The sequence below is a fragment of the Bradyrhizobium sp. Rc2d genome, from assembly GCF_900099855.1.
GTDB lineage: Bacteria > Pseudomonadota > Alphaproteobacteria > Rhizobiales > Xanthobacteraceae > Bradyrhizobium.
Genome location: NZ_FNCU01000024.1, coordinates 1 through 22,448, shown reverse-complemented (window position 1 = coordinate 22,448; position 22,448 = coordinate 1). Strand labels below are relative to the sequence as shown.

The 22,448-nt window shown below is 62.1% G+C and carries 18 protein-coding genes; 8 read left to right on the top strand and 10 right to left on the bottom strand.

Going from position 1 to position 22,448, the window contains the following annotated elements; translation table 11 throughout:
* Positions 1-7 precede the first annotated feature (7 nt).
* Both BLV07_RS26515 and BLV07_RS26510 read right to left on the bottom strand, forming a co-directional pair.
* Positions 8-478 carry an acyltransferase gene (locus BLV07_RS26515; RefSeq protein WP_091891784.1) on the bottom strand — a complete coding sequence of 157 codons (471 nt, stop codon included), beginning with the start codon at positions 476-478 and terminating at the stop codon, positions 8-10.
* Positions 475-1,536: a Gfo/Idh/MocA family protein gene (locus BLV07_RS26510; protein ID WP_091891781.1), complete on the bottom strand. Its 1,062-nt coding sequence runs from the start codon at positions 1,534-1,536 to the stop codon at positions 475-477. The genes BLV07_RS26515 and BLV07_RS26510 overlap by 4 nt, the downstream gene beginning before the upstream one ends.
* A 1,259-nt stretch (positions 1,537-2,795) precedes the next feature.
* Here BLV07_RS26510 and BLV07_RS26505 point away from each other — a divergent pair.
* Positions 2,796-4,016, top strand: a complete 1,221-nt coding sequence (locus BLV07_RS26505; protein WP_091891779.1) for an acyltransferase family protein — start codon at positions 2,796-2,798, stop codon at positions 4,014-4,016.
* Between the two features lie 255 nt (positions 4,017-4,271).
* Here the strand turns inward: BLV07_RS26505 and BLV07_RS26500 are convergent, their stop codons facing one another.
* Positions 4,272-6,854: a M10 family metallopeptidase C-terminal domain-containing protein gene (locus BLV07_RS26500; RefSeq protein ID WP_244551221.1), complete on the bottom strand. Its 2,583-nt coding sequence runs from the start codon at positions 6,852-6,854 to the stop codon at positions 4,272-4,274.
* A gap of 292 nt (positions 6,855-7,146) precedes the next feature.
* On the opposite strand from BLV07_RS26500, the gene BLV07_RS26495 reads away from it, so the two are divergent.
* Both BLV07_RS26495 and BLV07_RS26490 read left to right on the top strand, forming a co-directional pair.
* Positions 7,147-7,359 carry a type 2 periplasmic-binding domain-containing protein gene (locus BLV07_RS26495; protein WP_349525461.1) on the top strand — a complete coding sequence of 71 codons (213 nt, stop codon included), beginning with the start codon at positions 7,147-7,149 and terminating at the stop codon, positions 7,357-7,359.
* A gap of 130 nt (positions 7,360-7,489) precedes the next feature.
* Entirely contained in the window at positions 7,490-8,683 is a 1,194-nt protein-coding gene (locus tag BLV07_RS26490; protein WP_176945766.1) for a CaiB/BaiF CoA transferase family protein, read from the top strand.
* Between the two features lie 67 nt (positions 8,684-8,750).
* Here BLV07_RS26490 and BLV07_RS26485 read toward each other — a convergent pair whose 3' ends face one another.
* The 7 genes from BLV07_RS26485 to BLV07_RS26455 form a co-directional block, all read right to left on the bottom strand.
* Positions 8,751-9,623: an outer membrane protein gene (locus BLV07_RS26485; protein ID WP_091891773.1), complete on the bottom strand. Its 873-nt coding sequence runs from the start codon at positions 9,621-9,623 to the stop codon at positions 8,751-8,753.
* A 160-nt stretch (positions 9,624-9,783) separates the two neighbouring features.
* Positions 9,784-11,301 (bottom strand): tripartite tricarboxylate transporter permease, encoded by a 1,518-nt coding sequence (locus BLV07_RS26480; RefSeq protein ID WP_091891770.1) that lies wholly within the window; start codon positions 11,299-11,301, stop codon positions 9,784-9,786.
* Positions 11,302-11,312: 11 nt separating this feature from the next.
* The gene (locus tag BLV07_RS26475) at positions 11,313-11,855 is read right to left on the bottom strand and encodes a tripartite tricarboxylate transporter TctB family protein (RefSeq protein ID WP_091891766.1); all 543 of its coding nucleotides are present in this window, start codon (positions 11,853-11,855) and stop codon (positions 11,313-11,315) included.
* A gap of 180 nt (positions 11,856-12,035) precedes the next feature.
* A complete protein-coding gene (locus tag BLV07_RS26470) occupies positions 12,036-13,031 on the bottom strand; it encodes a Bug family tripartite tricarboxylate transporter substrate binding protein (RefSeq protein ID WP_091891763.1) in 996 nt (331 codons plus the stop codon).
* A gap of 135 nt (positions 13,032-13,166) precedes the next feature.
* Positions 13,167-13,961, bottom strand: coding sequence for an enoyl-CoA hydratase/isomerase family protein (locus BLV07_RS26465; RefSeq protein WP_091891759.1), 795 nt, complete (start codon positions 13,959-13,961; stop codon positions 13,167-13,169).
* Between the two features lie 28 nt (positions 13,962-13,989).
* Positions 13,990-15,189: a pyridoxal-phosphate-dependent aminotransferase family protein gene (locus tag BLV07_RS26460; protein WP_091891756.1), complete on the bottom strand. Its 1,200-nt coding sequence runs from the start codon at positions 15,187-15,189 to the stop codon at positions 13,990-13,992.
* Between the two features lie 143 nt (positions 15,190-15,332).
* Positions 15,333-16,535: a pyridoxal-phosphate-dependent aminotransferase family protein gene (locus BLV07_RS26455; protein ID WP_091891753.1), complete on the bottom strand. Its 1,203-nt coding sequence runs from the start codon at positions 16,533-16,535 to the stop codon at positions 15,333-15,335.
* 134 nt (positions 16,536-16,669) lie between these two features.
* Between BLV07_RS26455 and BLV07_RS26450 the strand changes: the two genes are divergently transcribed.
* The 5 genes from BLV07_RS26450 to BLV07_RS26430 all read left to right on the top strand — a co-directional run.
* Positions 16,670-17,407 (top strand): GntR family transcriptional regulator, encoded by a 738-nt coding sequence (locus BLV07_RS26450; protein WP_176945765.1) that lies wholly within the window; start codon positions 16,670-16,672, stop codon positions 17,405-17,407.
* A gap of 106 nt (positions 17,408-17,513) precedes the next feature.
* Positions 17,514-20,489, top strand: coding sequence for an FAD-binding and (Fe-S)-binding domain-containing protein (locus BLV07_RS26445; RefSeq protein WP_091891747.1), 2,976 nt, complete (start codon positions 17,514-17,516; stop codon positions 20,487-20,489).
* Positions 20,482-20,910, top strand: coding sequence for a GlcG/HbpS family heme-binding protein (locus BLV07_RS26440; protein ID WP_091891744.1), 429 nt, complete (start codon positions 20,482-20,484; stop codon positions 20,908-20,910). Before BLV07_RS26445 ends, BLV07_RS26440 begins: the two co-directional genes overlap by 8 nt.
* 116 nt (positions 20,911-21,026) lie before the next feature.
* Positions 21,027-21,752: a ferritin-like domain-containing protein gene (locus BLV07_RS26435; protein WP_244551220.1), complete on the top strand. Its 726-nt coding sequence runs from the start codon at positions 21,027-21,029 to the stop codon at positions 21,750-21,752.
* 285 nt (positions 21,753-22,037) lie between these two features.
* Positions 22,038-22,448 (top strand): transposase (locus BLV07_RS26430; RefSeq protein WP_143035497.1); only part of this gene is annotated, 411 nt, incomplete at its 3' end.

The following is a 22,448-nucleotide window of genomic DNA, read 5'->3' as shown; positions in this document are numbered from 1 at the left end:
CTATTCCTTAGTTCTTGCTCTTGAGGAGGCGAGCGGGATTTCCGGCATAGATGCCGGGCTTGGCGATGTCTTTCGTGACCACTGAGCCTGCTCCGATCACGACGTCGTCGGCAATTGAGACCGGCATGATGGTCGCATTCGATCCGATCGAGACTCGGTTACCGATCTTCGTTGCGCGCCACAATTCGCGGCGCCCCCGCGCCGGTCCACCGGTCGAAAACGTGTCATTGATGAACATCACGCCATGGCCGATGAAGCAATCTTCCCCGATCGAGACCAGCTCGCAGACGAAGGCATGTGACTGCACTCGGGTGCGCGCACCGACGACGACGCCTGACTGGATCTCCGTAAAAGGACCGACGAAGCAGTCATCGGCGATGTCGCAGCTGTAAAGGTTGCAGGGCTCGACGAGCTTGACGCGTTGACCGAACTTGACGTCGCGGATGCCCGCCTGGTGCACCTGCGGCTTGCCGCTCACGAAAGCACTCCGAGCTTGCTCCGCCGCGGCTGAAAGCGAAGCGCGACTTCCTGTCCCGTCTCGATCGACTCGTAAAGCGCTGAGATTAGCTCGAGGCTCTTGCGGCCTTCTAACCCATCGACCAGCGCGGCGCTTTGGTGCAATAGGCAATCGAGGACGTGCTGGTAATAGGCCTGATGACCGAAGCCGTACACGTTGGGCGGATTGACCGAAAACTTCTCAACGACAACCTGATCGCTCGGCAGCGCATCGACGAACTGCCAATGCCTGATCTGGTTGACGGCGAAGCCCGCGATCTCAACGGCGCCCTTTTCGCCGAGTATCGAAAGAGAGCCTTCGAGGTCCCGGGGTCGCACCGCGGTGGTAGCCTCGATAACTCCCAACGCGCCGTTCCGGAACTTCAGCGTTGCCACCGCCGTATCTTCGGTCTCAACCTTGACCAGAGCGGTCGTTGCCCGAGCATGAACGCTCACCACGTCTCCGAAGAACCATTCGAGCATGTCGATGTGGTGACTGGCTTGGTTCGTGAGCACGCCCCCGTCGTAGGCCCACGTGCCGCGCCATGCATCCTGATCATAATAGGCCTGATCTCGGCACCATCGAACTCGAACGGTGCCGAGAACAAGGCGCCCGAATCGGCCCGCTTCCAGTGCTTCACGGGCCTTTACCACCGGAACATTGAAACGATTCTGCTTGACCACGAAAAGCTTCACGCCCGCCACATCGCAGGCTTGAATCATGGCATCGGCATCTTCGAGACGTAGCGCCATCGGCTTTTCGACCACAACGTGCTTTCCCGCCTTGGCCGCTGCTATGGCATGCGAGGCGTGTAACCCGCTCGGTGTTAGAACGGAAACAACATCCACGTCTGCCCGCGCAAGAAGCTCCGCAACGTTGTAGCAAGCTGGCACATGGTACCGAGCCGCAACTTCATTTGCGCGTTCCGGCAACTCATCGCAAACGGCTGCAAGAGTCGCTCCTTGGATATGCCCCCCGCCTAGCAGATCCGCATGACGCTTGGCTATGCGCCCACAGCCAAGCAGGCCAAATCTAATCATGCCGCATTTATCCTAGTTTTCTCAGATGGATAGATTGGCCACCCCAAGGCCAAAATGATGCGTTGTTGTTCTAGCAGCATCCATTCGGCTATAGCAAGGGAACTATGGTTCAACCAAAGATGGTCGCAATGCCCGACACGTACCGTCGGCGGGAGGATAATATGATGCATGGCCAACTACCCACCCGTCGCGCTGTGCTTGGCGGCGGCCTAATCAGTCTGGCGGTTTGGCTAGCCTCCTACCGACCAACTTCGGATCCATCCTGGACCCAGGCCACTGCGAGCGCTCCCTGGTCCCGCAGGGACAGCGCAGGGTTCGTTGTTCACGATGACCGAATTTGGCTCGTTGGCGGCACTGCTGATGACCAGAAGACCGGCCTCACGGACTGCTGGAGTTCGTTGGACGGTCTGACTTGGACAAAGGAACTCGAACAGGCTCCATGGACGCCGACAGTCCAGTCAATGGTTGTTTCATTCTCGGGACGGCTCTGGCGAATGGGCGGCTTCATTCACAGTGGAAACACCTTCGTTCCAGCGGGTGAGATTTGGTTCTCCCAGGATGGAAGGGGTTGGACCCGTGCTACAGCACAGGCACAGTGGCCCGCGCGCGGTGGAGGCGCCCTTGTTGCATTCGAAGGACGACTATGGCTGCTTGGTGGTGCTCAAAGCCTGAGAAGCGAGGGAAGCCGGCAGGCTCTTAACGACGTTTGGTTCAGCAAGGACGGGATCACCTGGACTCAAGCCCTTCAGGACGCGCCCTGGCAGCCTCGAGCTTTTCATAACGCGCTCGCTCACGACGGACAGCTCTGGATCTTGGGTGGCGGACACTGGGGCAATGACCCCACCTTCCTCAACGACGTGTGGTGTAGCAGCGACGGGACTACCTGGGAAAGGAGGACAACGGCAGCAGAATGGCCCGGCCGACTCTGGGCGTCTAGCGCGTCGTTTCGCGGTCACCTGTGGACGATGGGAGGTTTGGTTCGACGAGATGGTTCAAACGATATTTGGTACTCTGAAGATGGAAGGACTTGGTATCCGTACCTCGCAAGGAAAGTATGGAGCCAGCGCCTCGCACACTCAGCACTCTGCCATTCAGATAGGCTTTGGATTCTCGCCGGATCGAACTATGACTACTTCAATGACGTTTGGTCTCTTGCCTTGGCAGCAGACTGGGGGGGACCAGGCAGGCTCAATAAGATCTTTCGCTTCCTTCGAGCATAGCAACAGCAAGGCACAGAGCGATCCAACGTGCGACATCAAATGCATGCATCATTAATAGACGATACGCACGCGCCGTTGCGCAACCCAGAATTGGCACCGCTCTCCGATATTCGAATTTCCGAAATCGATGGACTTCGAGGCGTTGCAGTATTGCTAGTATTGATGTGGCATTTTGTTGGGGCGGTAATCTCCCCCACGCTGGGGGCTGCGGCCAAAGCAATGGGCGCGATCCTGATTTTTGGTCGCACGGGGGTCGATCTATTTTTCGTTCTTTCTGGGTTCCTAATAATAGGAATCCTCGTAGATCGCCGAAATTGCAATAATTACTTCATCGTCTTCTTCGCGCGGCGCGCGTTGCGAATACTGCCGCCATACTCGCTGCTACTAATTGCTTTTTGGGCGCTTTCCGCTCTCGTCTCAGATAACTACTATTTTGGGACGCAGATCCCGTGGTGGAGTTATGCGACGTTCACCCAGAACTGGTACATCATCAAATTGAATAGCTGGGGACCGGCCGCATCATCAGTCACATGGTCTGTCGCAATCGAGGAACAATTCTATCTCGTTTTCCCGATAATCGTGTATCTGACCCCTACTCGTTTCATCATTCCACTCTTGCTCTCCATAGGTTTTTGCTCAATCGTGGCGAGAGCAAGCTGTTTCATGCTATTGCCTCAAAATCCCTATGCACCTTACGTTGCGACATGCCTGCGTCTGGACGGTCTATGCGCTGGAGGTCTTCTCGCCGTAATACGTCGCGATGCCAAAGTCTGGCAGAAACTGAGCGCCCTTCGCTTAATGATTTTGAAAGCCACTGTGTTCTTCATTGCCCTTGTGCCGATATTCCTGGTTGCGCTCCAACGAAGTCCGGCGGCGACAATGTTTTTCTGGGGGCACACCTATTTGACAATCTTGTACTCACTCGTGCTGACAGCAGTGCTACAAACTCCAGGAGCGAGGATCACCGGCGCCTTGCGATCCAAACCGCTAAGGCAACTTGGTTCGATATCATACACGACTTATCTCTTTCATCCCCTGTTTATCGGCTTAGCTTTTATCGCAGCGGGGAAAAGGGAAGAGCTGGGGTCTTTTTCAGACGCGGCTCTGCTCGCAGCAGCCATGCTGGCCACGCTCTTATTGTCCGCTGCTTCGTACCGATTCGTGGAAAGAAAATTAGTAGCGTTCGGCCACAAGCTTTCGTATTCGCCGAGCCGCTGCAGCGTGGTTACGCGCGTTGTGCCGGCCCCTAAAGCTCGATGAGGTTGGGTAAATTCATCAACGCCCATGATCCTTTCGGAAAACCGCTGCGCAGTTTCCCGGATGCGCTTTAGCGACGGGCTCCGTCGCGAAGCAGTGCAGGTACCCACAACCTCTCAACATGCACAAAAACCATTCCACAGGAATCCGACACTGAAAACCGCTTTTTGGGCAACAGTTCTTGTACAAAGGTCAGTATTCGTACACGTGAGAAGTTCGAAGCCCCCGCTTGGCCCGATTGTCATACGCGTCCGAAGCTTATCGGATGATGAAATCAGTCCAGTGCAAATCCGCGACATGGATGCTAGGTAGGTCACCGTGCTCGACTTGCGCATGGGTGATTGAAAACGGGACTGGATCGTGTCGTGCGCCACCGCTCCACGCTTGTGCGATGTCAATCAGATTCGCCCCACCTTTCCCATCCCCTACTGCCGTCCCTACAGCGGCCGCCAAGCTATCGAAGTTGAAATTGTGAGATGATGCAAAAACCGCGGGCGCCGTACCAGCCGGGACGCCAATGACGCCATCCCCATTCAGATCCTGATGAAAGCTCGGCTCGAAAGTTTCAAGCGCCGAACTAGTCCCGGGCACAATGCCCGTTGGATTGCCGAGATAATTGCCAGCGCTATCCGTGTTCCAGATCGTGAAATAGCTAGTACCGGGCTGCTTGAAGGCGATCTCATATCCAGTGGACGTTTGCTCCGCGCCAATCAAATTCCACGGATTAAACTGACCTGTTACGACCGCCGCGCCGTGATACATGAGTTCCGGACCCGAACCGCCAGCAGTTGGATTCAGGTAGTAGTTGCTTCCGATCTGCACCAAGCTTGTTGAACCAAACGCTTCGATGACGGTGGTCGGAATTCCAAGGACGCCGTCTCCGTTCAAATCCTGATGAAAGCTAGCCTCAAGACTTTCAAGAGTAGAACTCGTGCCAAGCACGATGCCAGTCGGGTTGCCCAGGTAATTTCCAAAGCTGTCCGTGTTCCAGATGGTAAAATAGTCAGTGCCGGGCTGCTTGAAGGCGATCTCATATCCAGTGGACGTTTGCTCCGCGCCAATCAAACTCCACGGATTAAACTGACCTGTTACGACCGCCGCGCCGTGATACATGAGTTCCGGACCCGAACCGCCAGCAGTTGGATTCAGGTAGTAGTTGCTTCCGATCTGCACCAAGCTTGTTGAACCAAACGCTTCGATGACGGTGGTCGGAATTCCAAGGACGCCGTCTCCGTTCAAATCCTGATGAAAGCTAGCCTCAAGACTTTCAAGAGTAGAACTTGTGCCAAGCACGATGCCAGTCGGGTTGCCCAGGTAATTTCCAAAGCTGTCCGTGTTCCAGATGGTAAAATAGTCAGTGCCGGGCTGCTTGAAGGCGATCTCATAACCCGTTGCGGTCTGCTCCGCACCGATCAGCGTCCAGGGGCTGAATTGACCCGCAACGACTGCTGAACCTCCATACTTGAGTTGGGGTCCCGTCCCCCCACCGACCGGATTGAGGAAATAATTGGCGCCTTGTTGCGTCAGCGTCGTCGTTCCCATTGCTTCGATCACGATTGGGCCAATCAGACTGATCAAGGCCGCACTCGTCACCGTGCCGTCTGCGAACTGGAAACTCTCCACGCCCGTTACCGTATCAGTCCCGTCGGGCGAACCGGAGCGCTGATCGACGAGTGTAAAGGTCTGCGTCGCCGAATTGTACGAAACGGCGTAGTTGGACTGGTTGCCCGAAAACAGCGCGATGTCGGTGCCCGAACCGCCGATTATGGTGTCGTTGCCGCCGCCGCCGGTGAGCGTATCGTTGCCCGAGCCGCCGTTCAGCGTGTTGGCGATGGCGTTGCCGAGGATGGTGTCGTTGCCGGATCCGCCGATGGCGTTGTCGATATAGGAACGCGCGTCACCGTTATAGAGATAGGCGTTGTAGACGTTGCCGGATGCGTAATGGCCGTCGCCAAGATAGGCCAGTTGAATGGAGGAGAATACCGACGACGCGCCGGGGTTGAGGTTGATGCTCAGGTTCGTCGTGTAGGCCGACAGGTCGTAAGTATCGACGCCGCCGCCGTCCCAGACCGTCTCGTAGATTCGATTGGCCGAGCCGCCGACGCCACCGCCGGGCGCGGGCTGCCCTACGCCATTGATGAACTCCTGCCCCGTGGTCGGATTCCAGGTGTAGACCGTGTTGCTGCTCTGGGTCGTGAAGTTCGCACCGTACATCGTCTGCAGCGCGAGGATATCGTTGGCCATATAGGTCTGCGGATATCCGTAGGCCTCATTGGTGTATCCGCTCGTGGTCGAAGCGCCGACATAGCTGCGATAGCTCATGACGGTATATTCGCTGTCGTCGTGCGCGGTCGGCACTGCGACGTTGGCCGGCCCACCGGTCTCCTGGCTGTGCTTGAGGCCTATGGCGTGGCCAAGCTCGTGAAGCGCGGTCACGAAGTAATAATTGCCGAGCTTGGCCAGCGAGTAATTGTATTGAGTCCCGAACCAGACGTCGCCGCCGGAGGCATAGTTGCCGGGATAGTACGCGTAGGAGGTCGGGTTGGCCGACGGCGACTGCGCGATCATGATGTCGGCGCCGTTCGTGCCTGCGTATTGGATGTTGGCGTTGGTGTAGCCGTTGATCAATCCGATGGCGTAGTTGATCGCCACCTGCATCTGGGTCGGCGCCGAGGCGAAGCCCGACGTGGTCGGCTCGCTGCTGCCGCCAGTGTACGGATTGGCGTAGTCGCTGGACGAATCCGGGAAACTGTAGGTGATCGCGCCAGACCATTTGTAGCCTGACAGCAGACCATCGATGTCGGCGTTGTTGGTCTTGGTGACCGTAACTGCGGTTGCCAAAGCGAATCTCCGAAGCAGTTGGCCTCATCCAATTCGAGGCGTTAACAGATTATTCTAGCTAGAGGGTTAAGCGTTTGGTTTAAAAGGGGCGAGACCGTTCGGACCTATGCCATAATGCGCTGTTTAGCTATGAGATCCAGTACTCATACGGGCGCGAGCAAGGAACCTCGGTTCCCGCAGCGCCCGTGATTTGCAGGGTTTCATGAAACGACGTTCACTCGCTGCCGGCCTGTTTGGCGCCCTTGCGGCGCTCGCTGGATTCGATCGGACGCCCTTCGGAGGACTGCCCGTCATGGTGGAGAAGGCCAATGCGGATGACGGCGGCAAGGCGGGACGCTCGCCCACCATGCCAATGGCCCGCGATCCTGCCGTTGCCGTGGCCGAGGAATACGAAGCGGCCCGACAGAAGGGAACGCGGGAGGCGTTCGAACTCTTCATTGCGCGCCACGGCGATGATCCCCTGGCCGAGAAGGCGCGCGCGGAACTTAAGCGCCTGTCGCGCTGATTCCTTTATGCAGCGCGGCAAACCGCGCCAGCCATTGCATTTCGACAGGCGGCATGCGCGCCGGCCCAGACTTGTCGCGGGGCCTTTCGGCACTATGGTGGGCCCGCAATCTGTCCCGGAGCCTTTCACGATGCCCTTTCCGCATGCCTCGGAAGCCCTGTCGCGCTTCACCGTGCTCGATCTGACCCGGGTCCGATCCGGGCCGACCTGCGTGCGGCAGCTCGCGGATTGGGGCGCCAATGTCATCAAGATCGACGCGCTGACCGAGGATGCTGGTGGCGAGCAGCCGGGCGGACCTAGGCGGGGTTCCGACTTCCAGAATTTGCACCGCAACAAGCGGGCCATGACGCTCAACCTGAAAGACGAGCGCGGGCTCGCCGTGTTCAAGCGCCTTGCCGCCAAGGCCGACGTCGTGGTCGAGAATTTCCGCCCCGACGTGAAGAAGAAGCTCGGCATCGACTATGAGAGCCTCGCCGCGATCAACCCACGCATCGTCTATGGCAGCATCTCCGGCTTCGGCCAGGACGGTCCCTATCACAAGCGTCCGGGCTTCGATCAGATCGCGCAGGGCATGGGCGGGCTGATGTCGATCACCGGCGCGCGGGGCGGAGGACCGATGCGGGTCGGCATTCCCGTCGCCGACCTCACGGCGGGCCTGTTCTGCGCCATGGGCATTCTCACCGCGCTGCTCGAGCGCGAGGTCTCGGGCAAGGGCCAATGGGTGCAGACCTCGCTGCTCCAGGCCCAGATCTTCATGCTCGACTTCCAGGCCGCGCGCTGGCTAATGGAGAAGGAGGTGGCCAAGCAGGCCGGCAACAACCACCCGACCAGCATCCCGACCGGCGTGTTCAAGACCTCGGACGGCTACATCAACATCGCCACCACGGGCGGGCGGATCTGGGAGCGCTGCGCCCAGGCGATCGGCGCGCCCGAGCTCTTTGGCCATCCCGACTACGCGACGGCCCCTGCCCGCTCCAAGAACCGCGACGCGCTCAACGCCGAGATCGAGAAGCGCACCGTGACGAAGTCGACCGAGACCTGGGTCCGTGAGCTCAACGAGGCCGGCGTGCCCTGCGGGCCGATCTATGCCATCGACCAGATGTTCGAGGACGCGCAGGTCAAGCATCTCGGCATCGCGCAGGATGTGCCGAACGACCAGGACCGCCACATCCGCCTGGTCGGCCAGCCCGTGACGCTCTCGCGCACGCCGAGCAAGATGGTGGCGCGGCCGCCGGAATTCGGCGAGCAGACCGAGGAGGTGCTGAAGGAATTCGGCTTCGGCGCCGACGAGATTGCCAAGCTCAGGGACGCCAAGGTGGTGTGAGCCAGGTCAGAATCGACGATGCCCGGCAAGTTTGCCGGGCATCGAAGGGAGTTCGCGCGAACGCAGCTCAGTATTTTGCAACGACCGGCGTTGGCGTGAACGCATAGTTGAAGCCGGCACGCAGAATATGATCGTGGAAGCTAACGTCCGCCTGGTTAGCGGTTCCGACGAAGTAAGTCTTACTTCCGAAATCCATGTAGAGGTATTCGAGCTTCGCCGACCAATTCCGGGTGAACTTGCGTTCGACGCCCGCCCCCACCGTCCAGCCGACTCGGGTATCGGTGCTGCTCGCCCCCGCACCGATCGGAAAGTTGAATGCGCCGAGTGGAGTCGTGCCGCCGAGACCCGGCCCGAAGACTTGAATTCCGAGAGCGGTCGCGGACGAATACTTGAACTCACCAACAGCCAGACCACCGGTCGCATACCAGAGAGTCTGCGGATCCGACAGGACGCCGACGCGCCCGCGGAACGTCGCGAACCACTGCAGGTCGTAGGACAGATTTGCAGTGAGCGTCGCAATGGAGTTGAAGTCATTGCCGATTGGGAGGCCGATGAGATTCGAACCGTAACGCGCGCTCGTCGTGGTCACCGTCCGCGACGACCGCTCGCCGGTCGCCTGAATGTCACCCTCGAGGCCAACGACCCATTTGGGATCGACCTGCCAGTTGTAGCCCAGCTGACCGCCGGCCAGCCAACCATCGACATTCTGACCAAACGAACCGAATTGTACGGCCGGGAATGGCAGCGCGATCGGCGCCACGGTCGTGTTCGCCCGGCCCCAGCTGTACCCAGCGTTCAATCCGGCATAAAAGCCTGTCCAACTCCAGACCGGATCGACGACGACCGGCGCCTTCACGTAGGGCTTGGACGCCAGATCAGCGGCCAGTGCGTTGCTCGCGACCAGCGACGCTGCCACAATTCCCATCACAACCCGCTTCATTGCAAATCCCTCGTGAAAAATAAAAAAGTTCCACGAGGAACATACGCGCCAGGGCCCGGCCTAGGCTGTCGCGCAACGGCAACATTTGGAAACAATGACTAGGCGCCCGGGTAGGACTACCGCGACATCATAGAACTAAGGCACTGATCTAATTCATTTCTCATGGTGTCGCCGTTCTGCCCCGCTGCCTCCAACAGAGACGGCCCAGCAAACCATCGATCAAGGGCCAAAACAGCAGCACGATCGCCAGCGTCGTGATCGAGCCGACCAACCCGTTCGACCAGAACACCTTCAAGGTCCCGCCGGAGCCGATCATGGACAGACGGAAGGCATCCTCGGCGCGGTTGCCGAGCACGAGCGCGAGCGTGAACGGCGCCAGGGGAATGCCGATCTTCTTGAAGACGTAGCCGACGATTCCGAAGCCGAGCATCAGCCAGATGTCGAACATCGCGTTCTGGATCGCATAGGCACCGATCGCGCAGGACACCACGATCATCGGCGCCACTGCCGCAAACGGCACGCGCAGGATCGAGGCGAAGATCGGTACCGTCGTCAGCACCAGCGCGAGACCGACGACGTTGCCGAGATACATCGAGGCGATCAGGCCCCAGACGAAATCCTTATGCTCGACGAACAGCAGCGGCCCCGGATTGAGCCCCCATACCATCAGGCCGCCGAGCAGGATCGCCGCGGTGCCGGAGCCGGGAATGCCGAGCGCCAGCATCGGCAGCAGCGCCGAGGTGCCGGAGGCATGCGCCGCCGTCTCAGGCGCGAACACGCCCTCGATGCGGCCCTTGCCGAAGCTCTCGGGCTCCTTGGCGAAGCGCTTGGCCAGATTGTAGCCCATGAAGGACGCCGCGATCGCGCCGCCCGGGGTGATGCCGAGCCAGCAGCCGATGAAGGAGGAGCGCAGCAGCGTCACCCAATATTTCGGCAGGTCCTTCCAGACGCTGAGCACGACGCGCAGCGAAATGCTCGCCGCATGTCCGCGCAGCGCCAGTCGCTCCTCCATCGTCAGCAATATCTCGCTGATGCCGAACAGGCCGATCACCGCGACCAGGAAGTTGATGCCGCGCAGCAGCTCCGGCGACCCGAAGGTCATGCGGAGATTGCCCGAGACGGTATCCATGCCGATGCCGGCTAGGAGCAGCCCCAGCGACATCGAGATGACGGTCTTGTGCTTGGCCTCGCGCCCCAATCCGACGAAGGAGCAGAAGGTGAGCAGATACACCGCGAAGAACTCGGGCGGGCCGAACTTCAGCGCGAAGGACGAGATCATCGGCGCGAGGAAGGTGATCAGCATCACCGCGACCAGCGAGCCGATGAAGGAGGACGTGAACGCCGCGGTCAGCGCCTCCGCCGCCCTGCCTTGCTGCGCCATCGGATAGCCGTCGAAGGTGGTCGCGACCGACCAGGCCTCGCCGGGAATGTTGAACAGGATCGAGGTGATCGCACCGCCGAACAGCGCGCCCCAATAGATGCAGGACAGCATCACGATCGCCGAGGTCGGGTCCATCGTGAAGGTGAGCGGCAACAGGATCGCAACGCCGTTGGGGCCGCCGAGCCCCGGCAGCACACCGACGAAGATGCCGAGCACCAGCCCGACCATCATCAGCACGAGCGTCTTCCACGTCAGCAGGACCGCGAAGCCGTGAAGCAGGAGACCAAACGCTTCCATCGCGATCCGTCCTAGCGGCCGAGGGCCGCTTCGAGCGGCCCTTTCGGCAGGATGACGTCGAAGGCGATATCGAAGGTGACGAACATGATCGCCGTGAACACGAAGGCGGTGAGCAGCGACTTCCACAGCGCGATCTTGCCGACGAGGCGCATGAAGCCCGAGATCAGGAGGAAGCTCGCGACATAGAGGCCGAGGAACTGGGTCACCAGGCAGAACAGCAGCGTCGGCACGAATACCGCCATCACGCGGCGAGCTTGCGCCCGCGTGACGAAGGTCTCGCGCGCCGCGTGGTGCGCGAGGAGCGCCACGATCAGGCCGTAGAGGCTGCCGCCGCCGAGAATGACGCAGAGATAGAACGGGAAATAGCCGGGCTCGGGCCCGGTCGCATCCCAGGACGCGCCGGTGCGCCAATTGTCGTAGCCGAGCGTGACGGCAAGGGCCAGCAGCAGGAGGCAGACGACGATCTCGATCGTGCCGGAGGAAACGACGGAGGGGGAGTCGTCCTCGGGCGCGGTCGGATCGTCGACGACGATTTCAAGATCGGTTTGGGACATCAGCTGTCAGGGACGGAGTGCGTTCAATTCCCCCTCTCCCCGCTTGCGGGGAGAGGGTCGGGGTGAGGGGAGTCTCCGCGAGGCCGGTGAGAGTTGGACTCGCGGAGAGTCCCCCTCACCCGGATCGCATCTTCGATGCAATCCTACCTCTCCCCGCAAGCGGGGCGAGGTGACGAGCAGCTACTTCGCAACGAAGCCGGCTTCGGTCATCAGCGACTTGTTGATGGCGTCGTCCTCCTCGAGGAACTGCACCATGTCCTTGCCGGTGAGGAAGATCGGCTTCAACGCCTGCTTCTCCATGTAGTCCTTGTACTCGGCGGTCTGCGTCACCTTGTGGAAGAGATCGACGTAGAACGCCTGCTGCTCCGGCGTGACTTTGCCGGGCAGGAACATCGCGCGCAGCATCAGGTACTGGACGTCGACGCCCTCCTCCTTGCAGGTCGGGATGTCGGCCCAGGACTGCGTCTCTGTCACCTTGCTGGTGTAGGCGATGCGCTCCTTGTCGAACACGCAGAGCGGTCGCACTTGGCCTGCGCGCCAGACTTCGAGATTCTCGGATGGATTGTTGACGTTGGCTTCGGTGTGCTGGCCGACCAGCTGGGTCGCGGCCTCGCCGCCGGACTTGTAGGGCAGATAGGAGAATTTCGCGCCGGTCTTCTGCTCGAGGAAGACGGTCAGCACGTGATCCTCACGCTTGGAGCCGGTGCCGCCCATCTTGAACGGCGAGCTCGCCGCCTTCGCGGCCGCGACGAACTCCTTCACCGTCTTGGGACCTGCGCTGTTGTCCCACAGCACGAACTGGTCGAGCGCGATCACCGAGACCGGGGTCAGCTCGCGCCAGTTGAACGGGATCTTCGCCGACAGCGGCAGCATGTAGATCAGCGAATAGGCAATCAGCACCTTGTTCGGATCGCCCTCGCTGGACTTCATGTACATCAGCGCTTCCGCACCCGATGCGCCGCCCTTGAGCGAGACGACCATCGGCTGCTTCATCAGATTGTTCTTCTGGATCGCGGCCTGCATCATCCGCGCCATCTGGTCGGAGGCGCCACCCGCGCCCGCCGCCACCACGATCTCGACGGGCTTTGCCGGTTCCCAGCCGGCGAAGGCCGGCGTGCTCAACAACAGCGCCGTCGCAGCGCCGACGGCTTTTACTGGAATTCGCACGAGTTTCATCCCCTGATGTTTTTTTGAGTTGTAGTGCGGAAAATTCTATCCCTGCATTGTGCGGACTAATACCGACGAGTTCAAGCAGACGGGCAATTCAGCGCATATGACTTTCGACTGACGAAGCCGAGAGCTCATGAGACTTTACCTGCCCTTCCAGTTCGGCGTGCGCTTGTTGAGGAAGGCGTCCATGCCCTCGCGGAAATCCTCGCTCATATAGGCCTTCAGGATCAGGTCCTCGCCCTCTTCGCGCGACAGCGTGCGGCGGATACGGCGCACCGCTTCCTTGGTCGCTTCCAGCGTCAGCGGCGCGTGGCTGGCGACGAGCTTTGCGGTCTCCTCGGCGCGGCGCTGCAACGTCTCGACGTCGGGCACGACCTCGTTGAGCAGGCCGAGCGCGAGGGCTTCGGGCGCCTCGACCAGGCGCGCCCTGAAGATCAAATCCTTGGTGCGGGCGGGACCAACCAGCGCGACGACGCGGCTGATATTCGACATCGACAGGCAGTTGCCGAGCGTGCGCGCGATCGGAAAGCCCATCCGCGTCGTCTCGGTGCCGATGCGGAGGTCGCAGCAGGCCGCGATGCCGGCACCGCCGCCGGTGCAGGCACCGGCGATGGCCGCGATCACGGGCACGCGGCACTGCTCGAGCGTGCCGAGCACGCGGTCGATGCGGGCCTCGTAGTCGAGCGCGTCCTGCGCGGACTTGAAGGCGCGGAACTGCGAGATGTCGGTGCCGGAGGCGAACGCCTTGTCGCCGGCGCCGGTCAGGATCAGCGCCTTGATCGAGCGATCGGCGTTGATCTCCTGGCAGATCTCCGCCATGCGGTCATACATGGCGAAGGTCATTGCGTTGCGCGCCTGCGGGCGGTTGAAGGTGATCCGCGCGATGCCGTCCTGGACGGAGTAGAGCAGGTCTTCGTTGGCAGTCGGTGCGTTCATCGCGCGCTCACTTCTTCTTAGAGTTAGTTCAAGCCACCTGGGCCTTCGCCATCGGCATCATGTCGCGTCCCTTCAGGACGTCCATGGCCGCCAACACGCCGCCGCTCCGGTGCGGGATCTTTGCCAGATCAAGGCCCATCTCGACGCCGGCGAGCGTGCCCATCAGCATCAGATCATTGAAATGGCCGATATGGCCGATGCGGAACACCTTGCCCTTGACCTTGTTCAAGCCGGTGCCGAGCGACATGTCGAAGTTTTCCAGCACCACCTTGCGGAAAGCGTCGGCGTCGTGTCCTTCTGGCACGCGCACGCCTGTCAGCGCCGGCGAATGCGCGGCGGGGTCGGCGCATTGCGTCTCCAGGCCCCAGACCTTCACCGCGGCACGTGTCGCCGCGCTGTGGCGCTTGTGGCGGGACCAGACGTTCTCCAGCCCCTCCTCCTCCAGCATCTTGACCGCTTCGCGCAGGCCGTAGAGCAGGTTGGTCGCGGGCGTATAGGGGAAGGTGCCGAGCTTGTTGAAGCTGATGACCTCCTGCCAGTCCCAGTAGGAGCGCATGCCGGGGTTGGCCTTGGCAACAGCGAGCGCCTTCTCCGAGACGGCGTTGAAGCCGAGCCCCGGCGGCAGCATCAGGCCCTTCTGCGAGCCGGCGACCGAGACGTCGACGCCCCAGGCATCGTGCTCGTATTCCATCGAGCCGAGGCCGGAGATGGTGTCGACCATCAGCAGCGCCGGATGCTTGACGCGGTCGAGCAGCTTGCGCACGTCGAGCGGCGGCGTCACGCAGCCGGTCGAGGTCTCGTTGTGGACGACGCAGACCGCCTTGATCGCGTGCTGCTCGTCGGCGGCAAGGCGCTTCTCGATCTCGGCAAGGTCGGCGCCATGGCGCCAGTCGCTCGGGATGAAGTCGACGTCGAGCTTGAACTTGTCGGCGATGCCGCGCCAGAGCACGGCGAACTGGCCGGTCTCGCACATCAAAACCTTGTCGCCGGGTGCGAACACGTTGACCATCGCCGCTTCCCAGGCGCCGGTGCCGGACGAGGGGAAGATGATCACGGGCTGCTTGGTGCGGAACACCCGCTGCATCGAGGCGAGGACGGCAAAACCGAGCTCGGCGAACTCCGGACCGCGATGGTCCAGCGTCGGCATGTCCATCGCCCGCAGCACCCGGTCGGGCACATTGGTCGGTCCTGGAATCTGTAAGAAATGCCTTCCAGTATGCACGGTCATCGGCGTCCTTCCCGGTCTAGCCTTGGTTTGGTGGGCGCCGAATAGCACCATTTGACCGGCTTGTCCCCTCCTCCAAGAGGGCCCGTCCGTGCATAACGGGCCGGCCTGCCCTCGGCTGCCGCCCCCCTCCATCGCGCCCACCCTTACGTGCCGACGACCTTCAGATGCGGCGATGCATTGCCCGGCAGACGCTGCTCCAACAGCTTCATCGCGACATCGACGCCGCCGGCGCGATGCGGCACGCCGGCGACCGACAGGCCCATCTCGACGCCGGTCAGCGCGCCGAGCAGCGTCAGCGCGTTGCATTCGCCGAGATGGCCGATGCGGAAGACCTTTCCGGCGACCTTCGACAGGCCCGAGCCGAGCGACATGTTGTAATTGTCGAGCACCACTTTCCGGAACTCGTCGGCGTCATACCCCGGCGGCATCAGCACCGCCGTGAGCACCGGCGAGAACTCGGCCGGCTCCTGGCAGAGGACCTCGAGGCCCCAATGGTTGACGGCAGCACGCGTCGCGGCCGCGAGCCGTTGGTGCCTGGCAAAGACGTTGTCGAGGCCCTCTTCCAGCAGCATCGCGATCGCCTCGCGCAGGCCGTAGAGCAGATTGGTCGCGGGCGTGTAGGGGAAGAAGCCTTTTGCGTTGGGCTTGAGCATCTCCTCCCAGTCGAAATAGGACCGCGGCATCCTGTTGGTCTTCGATGCGGCGCGGGCCTTGTCCGAGATTGCGTTGAAGCCGAGTCCGGGCGGCAGCATGAACCCCTTCTGCGAGCAGCTGACGCTGACGTCGACCTTCCATTCGTCGTGGCGGTAATCGACCGAGCCGAGCGAGGAGATGGTGTCGACCATCAAGAGGGCCGGATGCGAGGCACGATCGATCGCGGCGCGGATGTCGGCGATGCGGCTGGTCGCACCGGTCGAGGTCTCGTTGTGCACGACCATGACAGCCTTGATCGCGCGCGCGGTGTCATCGGTGAGCCTGGCCTCGATCACGGCGGGATCGGCGCCGCGGCGCCAGTCGCCCGGAACGAAATCGACCTCGATGCCGAAGCGCCCGGCCATCTGCCGCCACAGCGTGGCGAAATGGCCGGTCTCGACCATCAGCACCTTGTCGCCCGGCGACAGCGTGTTGACGATCGCGGCCTCCCAGGCGCCGGTCCCCGACGAGGGGAAGATCACGACGGGAGCTTTGGTCTGGAAAATCTTCTGGCTGCCTTCCAGCACGGTTCGGCCGAGCTCGGCGAATTCCGGGCTGCGGTGGTCGATAACCGGCATGTCCATGGCGCGCAGGATACGTTCGGGGACCGGGCTCGGGCCCGGAATCTGGAGGAAATGGCGTCCCTGATGCATGAAAACCTCCCTCTCGGTGGGATTCTGGCCGGCCTTGTCGGCTATTTTGCATTCATTTTTTGTCCTTTCAATCGAAATTTGGTATTCGATTGTGGTCGTCGACGCGACCGAATGAGCAAATTACTGTGCTGCAAATGAAATCCACGATTCCCGACACCGGGGTTCCGATTGCCCCGCCCGCCGCAAATGGCGGCGACCGCCAGGAGGCCTCGCTTCATCGCGAGATCCTGCTGCGGCTGCGCGACTACGTGGTCGAGGGCAACATTCCGGAAGGCGGACGCGTTCCCGAGCGGCAGCTCTGCGAAATGCTCGGCATCTCGCGCACACCCCTGCGCGAAGCCTTGAAGGTGCTCGCTGCCGAGGGATTGATCGAACTTCTACCGAACCGCGGCGCGCGGGTGCGCCAGCTCAGCCAGCGCGACCTCGAAGAGCTGTTCGACGTGATGGCGGGACTGGAGAGCCTCGCCGGGCGCCTCGCCTGCGAGGCCATTACCGACGCGGAAATTACCGCGATCGAGCAGTTGCATTACGAGATGTACGGCCACTACCTGCATCGCGACATGCACGGCTATTTCCAGGCCAACCAGCGCATCCATGAAAGCATCGTCGCGGCCGCGCGCAACGAGGCGCTGAAGACGGCTTACGCCAACTTCGCCGGCCGGATCCGCCGCGTCCGCTACTCCGCCAATTTCGCCCGCAAGCGGCAGCGCTGGGCCGAGGCGATGCGCGAGCACGAGGCCATCCTCGATGCGCTGCGCCGCCGGGCCGCAAGCGAGCTCAGCGACATCCTGTTCCAGCACCTGCGCAACAAGCGGGCGGCCGCGATCGAGCATCTGACCGAGCCTCAAGAGGACGCGCCGGTCTCGTCCTGACGGCGGCCGGACTGCTCATTTTGAATTCACAATATAATCGAATGCGAAACATAGTGAATAACTCAGCAAGGCTGGACCACCTCGCTGGATCGGTCCGGGATCAGGGATGACAAACGCCTCCTCGCTCGAACGGCGCCTGCGCGCGGAAATGACCGGCGACGTCCTGTTCGACGGTTTTAGCCGCGGTCGCTATGCCACCGACGCCTCGTTCTATCAGATCATGCCGGCCGGCGTGGTCGTGCCCAAGAGCATGGATGAGGCCTTGCTGTCGCTCGCCATCGCCCGCGACGAGGGGCTGAAGGTCACTCCGCGTGGCGGCGGCACCTCGCAATGCGGCCAGACCGTCAATGGCGGGCTCGTGGTCGATCTCTCCAAGCATCTGAACCGGATCCTGTCGCTCGACGTCGAGGGCCGGACCTGCGTGGTCGAACCCGGCATCGTGCTGGACGACCTCAACCGCCAGCTCAACAAGCACGGCCTGTGGTTTCCGGTCGACGTCTCCACGGCCTCGCGCGCCACCATCGGCGGCATGGCCGGCAACAATTCCTGCGGCGGCCGTAGCTTGCGCTACGGCACCATGCGGGACAACACGCTGTCGATGGAGGCATCGCTCGCCGACGGCACGCTGAGCCGCTTCGGCGAGGTCTCCCGCGATCTCTCCGATGTTGAGGCCGGCGACAGCACCCGCGCCCTCTTCCGCGACATGCTCGATCTCGGCACGCGCGAGGCCGACGAGATCGCCGCGCGCTTTCCAAAAGTGCAGCGCCGCGTCGGCGGCTACAATCTCGATGCGCTGGTGCCGCGCAATGCGCCGAACAACATGGCGCATCTCTTGGTCGGCTCCGAAGGTACCCTCGCCTTCACCACCAAGGTCGAGCTGAAGCTGTGGCCTGTCATCCGCAACAAGGCGCTCGGCGTCTGCCATTTCGGCAGCTTCTATGAGGCGATGGACGCGGCCCAGCATCTGGTCAAGCTCAAGCCGATTGCCGTCGAGCTGGTCGACCGCACCATGATCGCGCTCGGCCGCGACATCGCGATGTTCAAGCCGATCATCTCCGCCGCGATCAAGGGCGATCCAGACGCCGTGCTGGTGGTCGAGTTCGCCGAGGAAGACCAGACCGACAATCTGGCGCGTCTGAAGCAGCTCGGCCAGCTCATGGGCGATCTCGGCTTCGGCTGGACCAACGACAAGCGCAAATGGGGCGGCGTGGTCGAGATCACTGAGCCGGCGCTCCAGAGCGGCATCGCCGATTTCCGCGCCGCCGGCCTCAACGTCATGATGTCGATGAAGCAGGAGGGGAAGCCCGTCTCCTTCGTCGAGGACTGCGCCGTGCCGCTGCCGCACCTCGCCGACTACACCGCGCGGCTAAACGAGGTGTTTGCCAAGCACGGCACCAGCGGCACCATGTATGCGCATGCATCCGAAGGCTGCCTGCATGTGCGGCCCGTGCTGAACCTCAAGCTCGAGAAGGACGTCAAGGCGATGCGCGCCATCGCCGAAGAGGCGTTTGCGCTGGTGCGCGAGTACAAGGGCTCGCACTCCGGCGAGCATGGCGATGGCCTTGTGCGCTCCGAATTCCACGAAACCATGTTCGGTGAACGCCTCGTCGCCGACTTCAAGGAAGTGAAGCAGCGCTTCGATCCCGACGGCGTGCTCAATCCCGGCAAGATCGTTGATGCGCCTGACATGGACGACCGCTCGCTGTTCCGTTACCGGCCCGGCTACCGCGTCACCGAGCTGAAGACCAGGCTCGACTGGTCCGCTTATCCCGGCGCCGGCGGCGGCTTCCAGGGCGCAGTCGAGATGTGCAACAACAACGGCGCTTGCCGCAAGCTCGAGGGCGGCGTGATGTGCCCGTCCTATCGCGCGACGCGCAACGAGAAGGATGTCACGCGCGGCCGTGCCAACACGCTGCGGCTCGCGATCTCCGGCCAGCTCGGTCCTGACGCGCTCTCCTCCGACGAGATGATGGAGACGCTGAAACTCTGCGTCTCCTGCAAGGCATGCCGCCACGAGTGCCCGACCGGCGTCGACATGGCCAAGATGAAGATCGAAGTGCTGGCCGCGCGCGCAGAGTCCCATGGCCTCACGTTGCGCGATCGCTTGGTCGGCTACCTCCCGCGCTATGCCGGCCTTGCTTCACGCTTCGCGCCGCTGGCGAATTTGCGCAACCGCAGCCTGCTGTTGCGAAAGCTGTTCGAGCGCATTGCCGGCATCAGCGCGCGCCGCGCCCTGCCCGCCTTCCGCAACGATGTCTTCGTGCCGCCGGCCGCAAGCGTGGGACCGGAGAGTGGCCGCGAGGTCGTTCTCTTCACTGATACGTTCAACCGCATCTATGAGCGCGAAAATCTCGAGGCCGCTCTGCGCGTGCTCGCGGCCGGCGGCTATCGCGTCCATCTGCCGAAGCCTGCGAGCGGCAGCCGGCCGCTCTGCTGCGGCCGCACGTTCCTATCAGCCGGCCTCGTCGACGAGGCCAGGGCCGAGCTCGATCGTCTCGTGGCCACCTTCGCATCCTTCGCCGCGCGTGGTGTGTCGATCATAAGTCTCGAGCCGAGCTGCCTCTTGACGCTGCGCGACGAGCTCACCTCGCTGCGCAAGGACAACAATGCCAAGGCCGTCGGCGCCCACGCGCTGACTTTCGAGGAATTCCTGGTGCGCGAGGCCGAGGCCGGCCGGCTGCAATTGCCGCTCGGTACCGTCGCCGACAAAGCCATTGTGCACGGCCATTGTCATCAAAAATCCTTCGGCGCGTTCAAGCCGGTCGAGCAGGTGCTGCGCCTCGTCCCTGGCCTCAGGGTAGAGACCATCGAATCGAGCTGCTGCGGCATGGCCGGCGCCTTCGGCTATGGCGCCGACACCTACGATGCCTCAATCGAGATGGCCGAGCTGTCGCTGCTGCCCGCCGTGCGGCGCGCGGACCAGACGACACTGGTCGTTGCCGACGGCACCTCCTGCCGGCACCAGATCCACGACTGCACCGAGCGCGAGGCCCTTCACGTCGCGCGCGTGCTGACGATGAGCCTCGATCGCGCCGAAACCAATTCCGCTTCTCCAGCTGCAAAGGAAACCAGCCATGGCTGACGTCACGCTCGACACCGCTCGCAAGATCCTCGACGCCGCCTTCGCAAAGGCCGGCGAGCTCAAGCTGAAGCCGCTGGTCGTCACCATCCTGGACACGCGCGGCGTGCTCAAGCTCGCAGCCGCGCAGGACGGCACCAGCCTGATGCGCGCCGAGATCGCGCACGGCAAGGCCTATGGCGCACTTGCGATGGGCATGGGCTCGCGCGCTCTATTCCAGCGCGCGCAGGAGCAGGCCTTTTTCATCGACGCCGTGAACACCATCGCCAAGGGCGCGCTGGTGCCGGTCCCCGGCGGCGTGCTGATCATGGATGGCACGACGCTGCTCGGCGCCGTCGGCGTCTCCGGTGACACCTCCGACAATGACGAGGCCTGCGCGGTCGGGGGCATCCAGGCTGCGGGATTAAAGGCCAATGCGGGGTAGGATTCATCCGAGTTCGGAGGGAAGCGCCATGGTTTCCGGACGATTTCACGCAAGCGGAAATCCAGCGCGCGTTGAGGTCAATGCCTCGCGTATCAGGCGTGGACGGACCAATTCAAGTGCAAGGGCCCGATGGCGCGATCGTCGAATTTCCGGCCGGCACCTCGCACGAGGAGATGACAACGGCGCTTCGAAAGCATTACGGAGTGCCTGCGCAACCACCATTGCCGCCGCTTCCGCCCGGCTACAAACTGGATCCGCCCGCTGCGGTCCCGCGACTAGCCGAAAACGAGCTTGCCCATGTGCGCTTCTATCGCAAGACGCTGGGCAGGACGGCGGTATCGCGCCCGGCCATCGATTTCGATGCGGGTATCAAGGCAGCCGCCCAGGCAGCCGGTCTCCCCGCCGACTTCGATCCGTTTGCCGATGACATGAGTGTCCTGCTGGGCGGCATGCTGTTTGAGGACGTCGGCGTGACGGCGTATGCCGGGGCAGCGCCGCTGATTAAGAGCAAGGAGTTCGTCGAAGCTGCGGCGGGCATTTTGGCTGTCGAGGCGTACCACATGGGGATGGCGCGCTCGCAGCTGTATTTGATGGGTGAAAAGGCCTGGAATGCGGCCAACGGCATTTCCGACGCCCGCGACCAGCTCGATGGTGGTCAGGACAAGGACCAGGGCATCCGGATGAACGGCAAAGCCAACGTCGTTCCGTCAACACCCGATGCCATTGCCTTCCGCCGCACACCGCAGGAGGTGCTGCATATCGTCTATTTGACCGAGAAGCAGGGCGTCAGCAAAGGCGGCTTCTATCCGAACGGAATGAACGGCGTGCTCAGGTCCACCTAGGCCCCCACTGGGCACAGGCCGGCCGTGCAGGCGGCCGGTCGTCCCCGATTGACGGGGAGGAATATCGCAGTGACCAAATTGAGGGGCCGCCATCGCCTGCGGTCAAGGTGGGCGACGGGACGAGGTCCTAGCTCGCGGCATCCTGCGAGTCGGCAGGAAACGGCTGAACCGGGCTTCTCCGAAAAATCCTTCGGTTATTGAGGACGGTAAGCGCTCAGCCAATACCCTGGCTTCGGGATTGGATTAGATGTGCGAAGAAGCCTCCGGCTTGAACGGAGGTTTGGGATGGGTTTGGACGGCAAAAAAGACGCCCATTTGGACAGCTCAACAGTTGGGTCTGGAGCAGTCAGTCGGCTTGAAGTGCTTGAGGGACCGTCCGGGCGTCGTGTGCGTTCAGATGCCGAGTGGGCTCGGATCGTCGGCGAAAGTCTGCTGCCCGGCGCTCAGGTGGCGGAGGTAGCGCGCAAGCACGGAGCGACGCGCTGGCAAATTTACGATTGGCGACGACGCTTCCGACAGCGCGGCGAATTACCGTCGTGCGAGGCTCCGCAGCCGCCGTTCGCGCCGCTGGTCGTGGACGGGCCGTTAGAGGAGCGTCACGTTCCGGCAGTCAAGCTCGAGATTGCGATTGGCGACGTCGTCGTGCGGACGGACGCGGCGATAGATGGGGAGCAGCTGTCTCGATTGATCCGCGCG

Bases quoted from the DNA above. Each gene is read 5' to 3' on its own strand.
- BLV07_RS26510 (WP_091891781.1), bottom strand. From the start codon at position 1,536: ATGATTAGATTTGGCCTGCTTGGCTGTGGGCGCATAGCCAAGCGTCAT.
- BLV07_RS26505 (WP_091891779.1), top strand. From the start codon at position 2,796: ATGCATGCATCATTAATAGACGATACGCACGCGCCGTTGCGCAACCCA.
- BLV07_RS26495 (WP_349525461.1), top strand. From the start codon at position 7,147: ATGGTGGAGAAGGCCAATGCGGATGACGGCGGCAAGGCGGGACGCTCG.
- BLV07_RS26490 (WP_176945766.1), top strand. From the start codon at position 7,490: ATGCCCTTTCCGCATGCCTCGGAAGCCCTGTCGCGCTTCACCGTGCTC.
- BLV07_RS26485 (WP_091891773.1), bottom strand. From the start codon at position 9,623: ATGAAGCGGGTTGTGATGGGAATTGTGGCAGCGTCGCTGGTCGCGAGC.
- BLV07_RS26480 (WP_091891770.1), bottom strand. From the start codon at position 11,301: ATGGAAGCGTTTGGTCTCCTGCTTCACGGCTTCGCGGTCCTGCTGACG.
- BLV07_RS26475 (WP_091891766.1), bottom strand. From the start codon at position 11,855: ATGTCCCAAACCGATCTTGAAATCGTCGTCGACGATCCGACCGCGCCC.
- BLV07_RS26470 (WP_091891763.1), bottom strand. From the start codon at position 13,031: ATGAAACTCGTGCGAATTCCAGTAAAAGCCGTCGGCGCTGCGACGGCG.
- BLV07_RS26465 (WP_091891759.1), bottom strand. From the start codon at position 13,961: ATGAACGCACCGACTGCCAACGAAGACCTGCTCTACTCCGTCCAGGAC.
- BLV07_RS26460 (WP_091891756.1), bottom strand. From the start codon at position 15,189: ATGACCGTGCATACTGGAAGGCATTTCTTACAGATTCCAGGACCGACC.
- BLV07_RS26455 (WP_091891753.1), bottom strand. From the start codon at position 16,535: ATGCATCAGGGACGCCATTTCCTCCAGATTCCGGGCCCGAGCCCGGTC.
- BLV07_RS26450 (WP_176945765.1), top strand. From the start codon at position 16,670: ATGAAATCCACGATTCCCGACACCGGGGTTCCGATTGCCCCGCCCGCC.
- BLV07_RS26445 (WP_091891747.1), top strand. From the start codon at position 17,514: ATGACAAACGCCTCCTCGCTCGAACGGCGCCTGCGCGCGGAAATGACC.
- BLV07_RS26440 (WP_091891744.1), top strand. From the start codon at position 20,482: ATGGCTGACGTCACGCTCGACACCGCTCGCAAGATCCTCGACGCCGCC.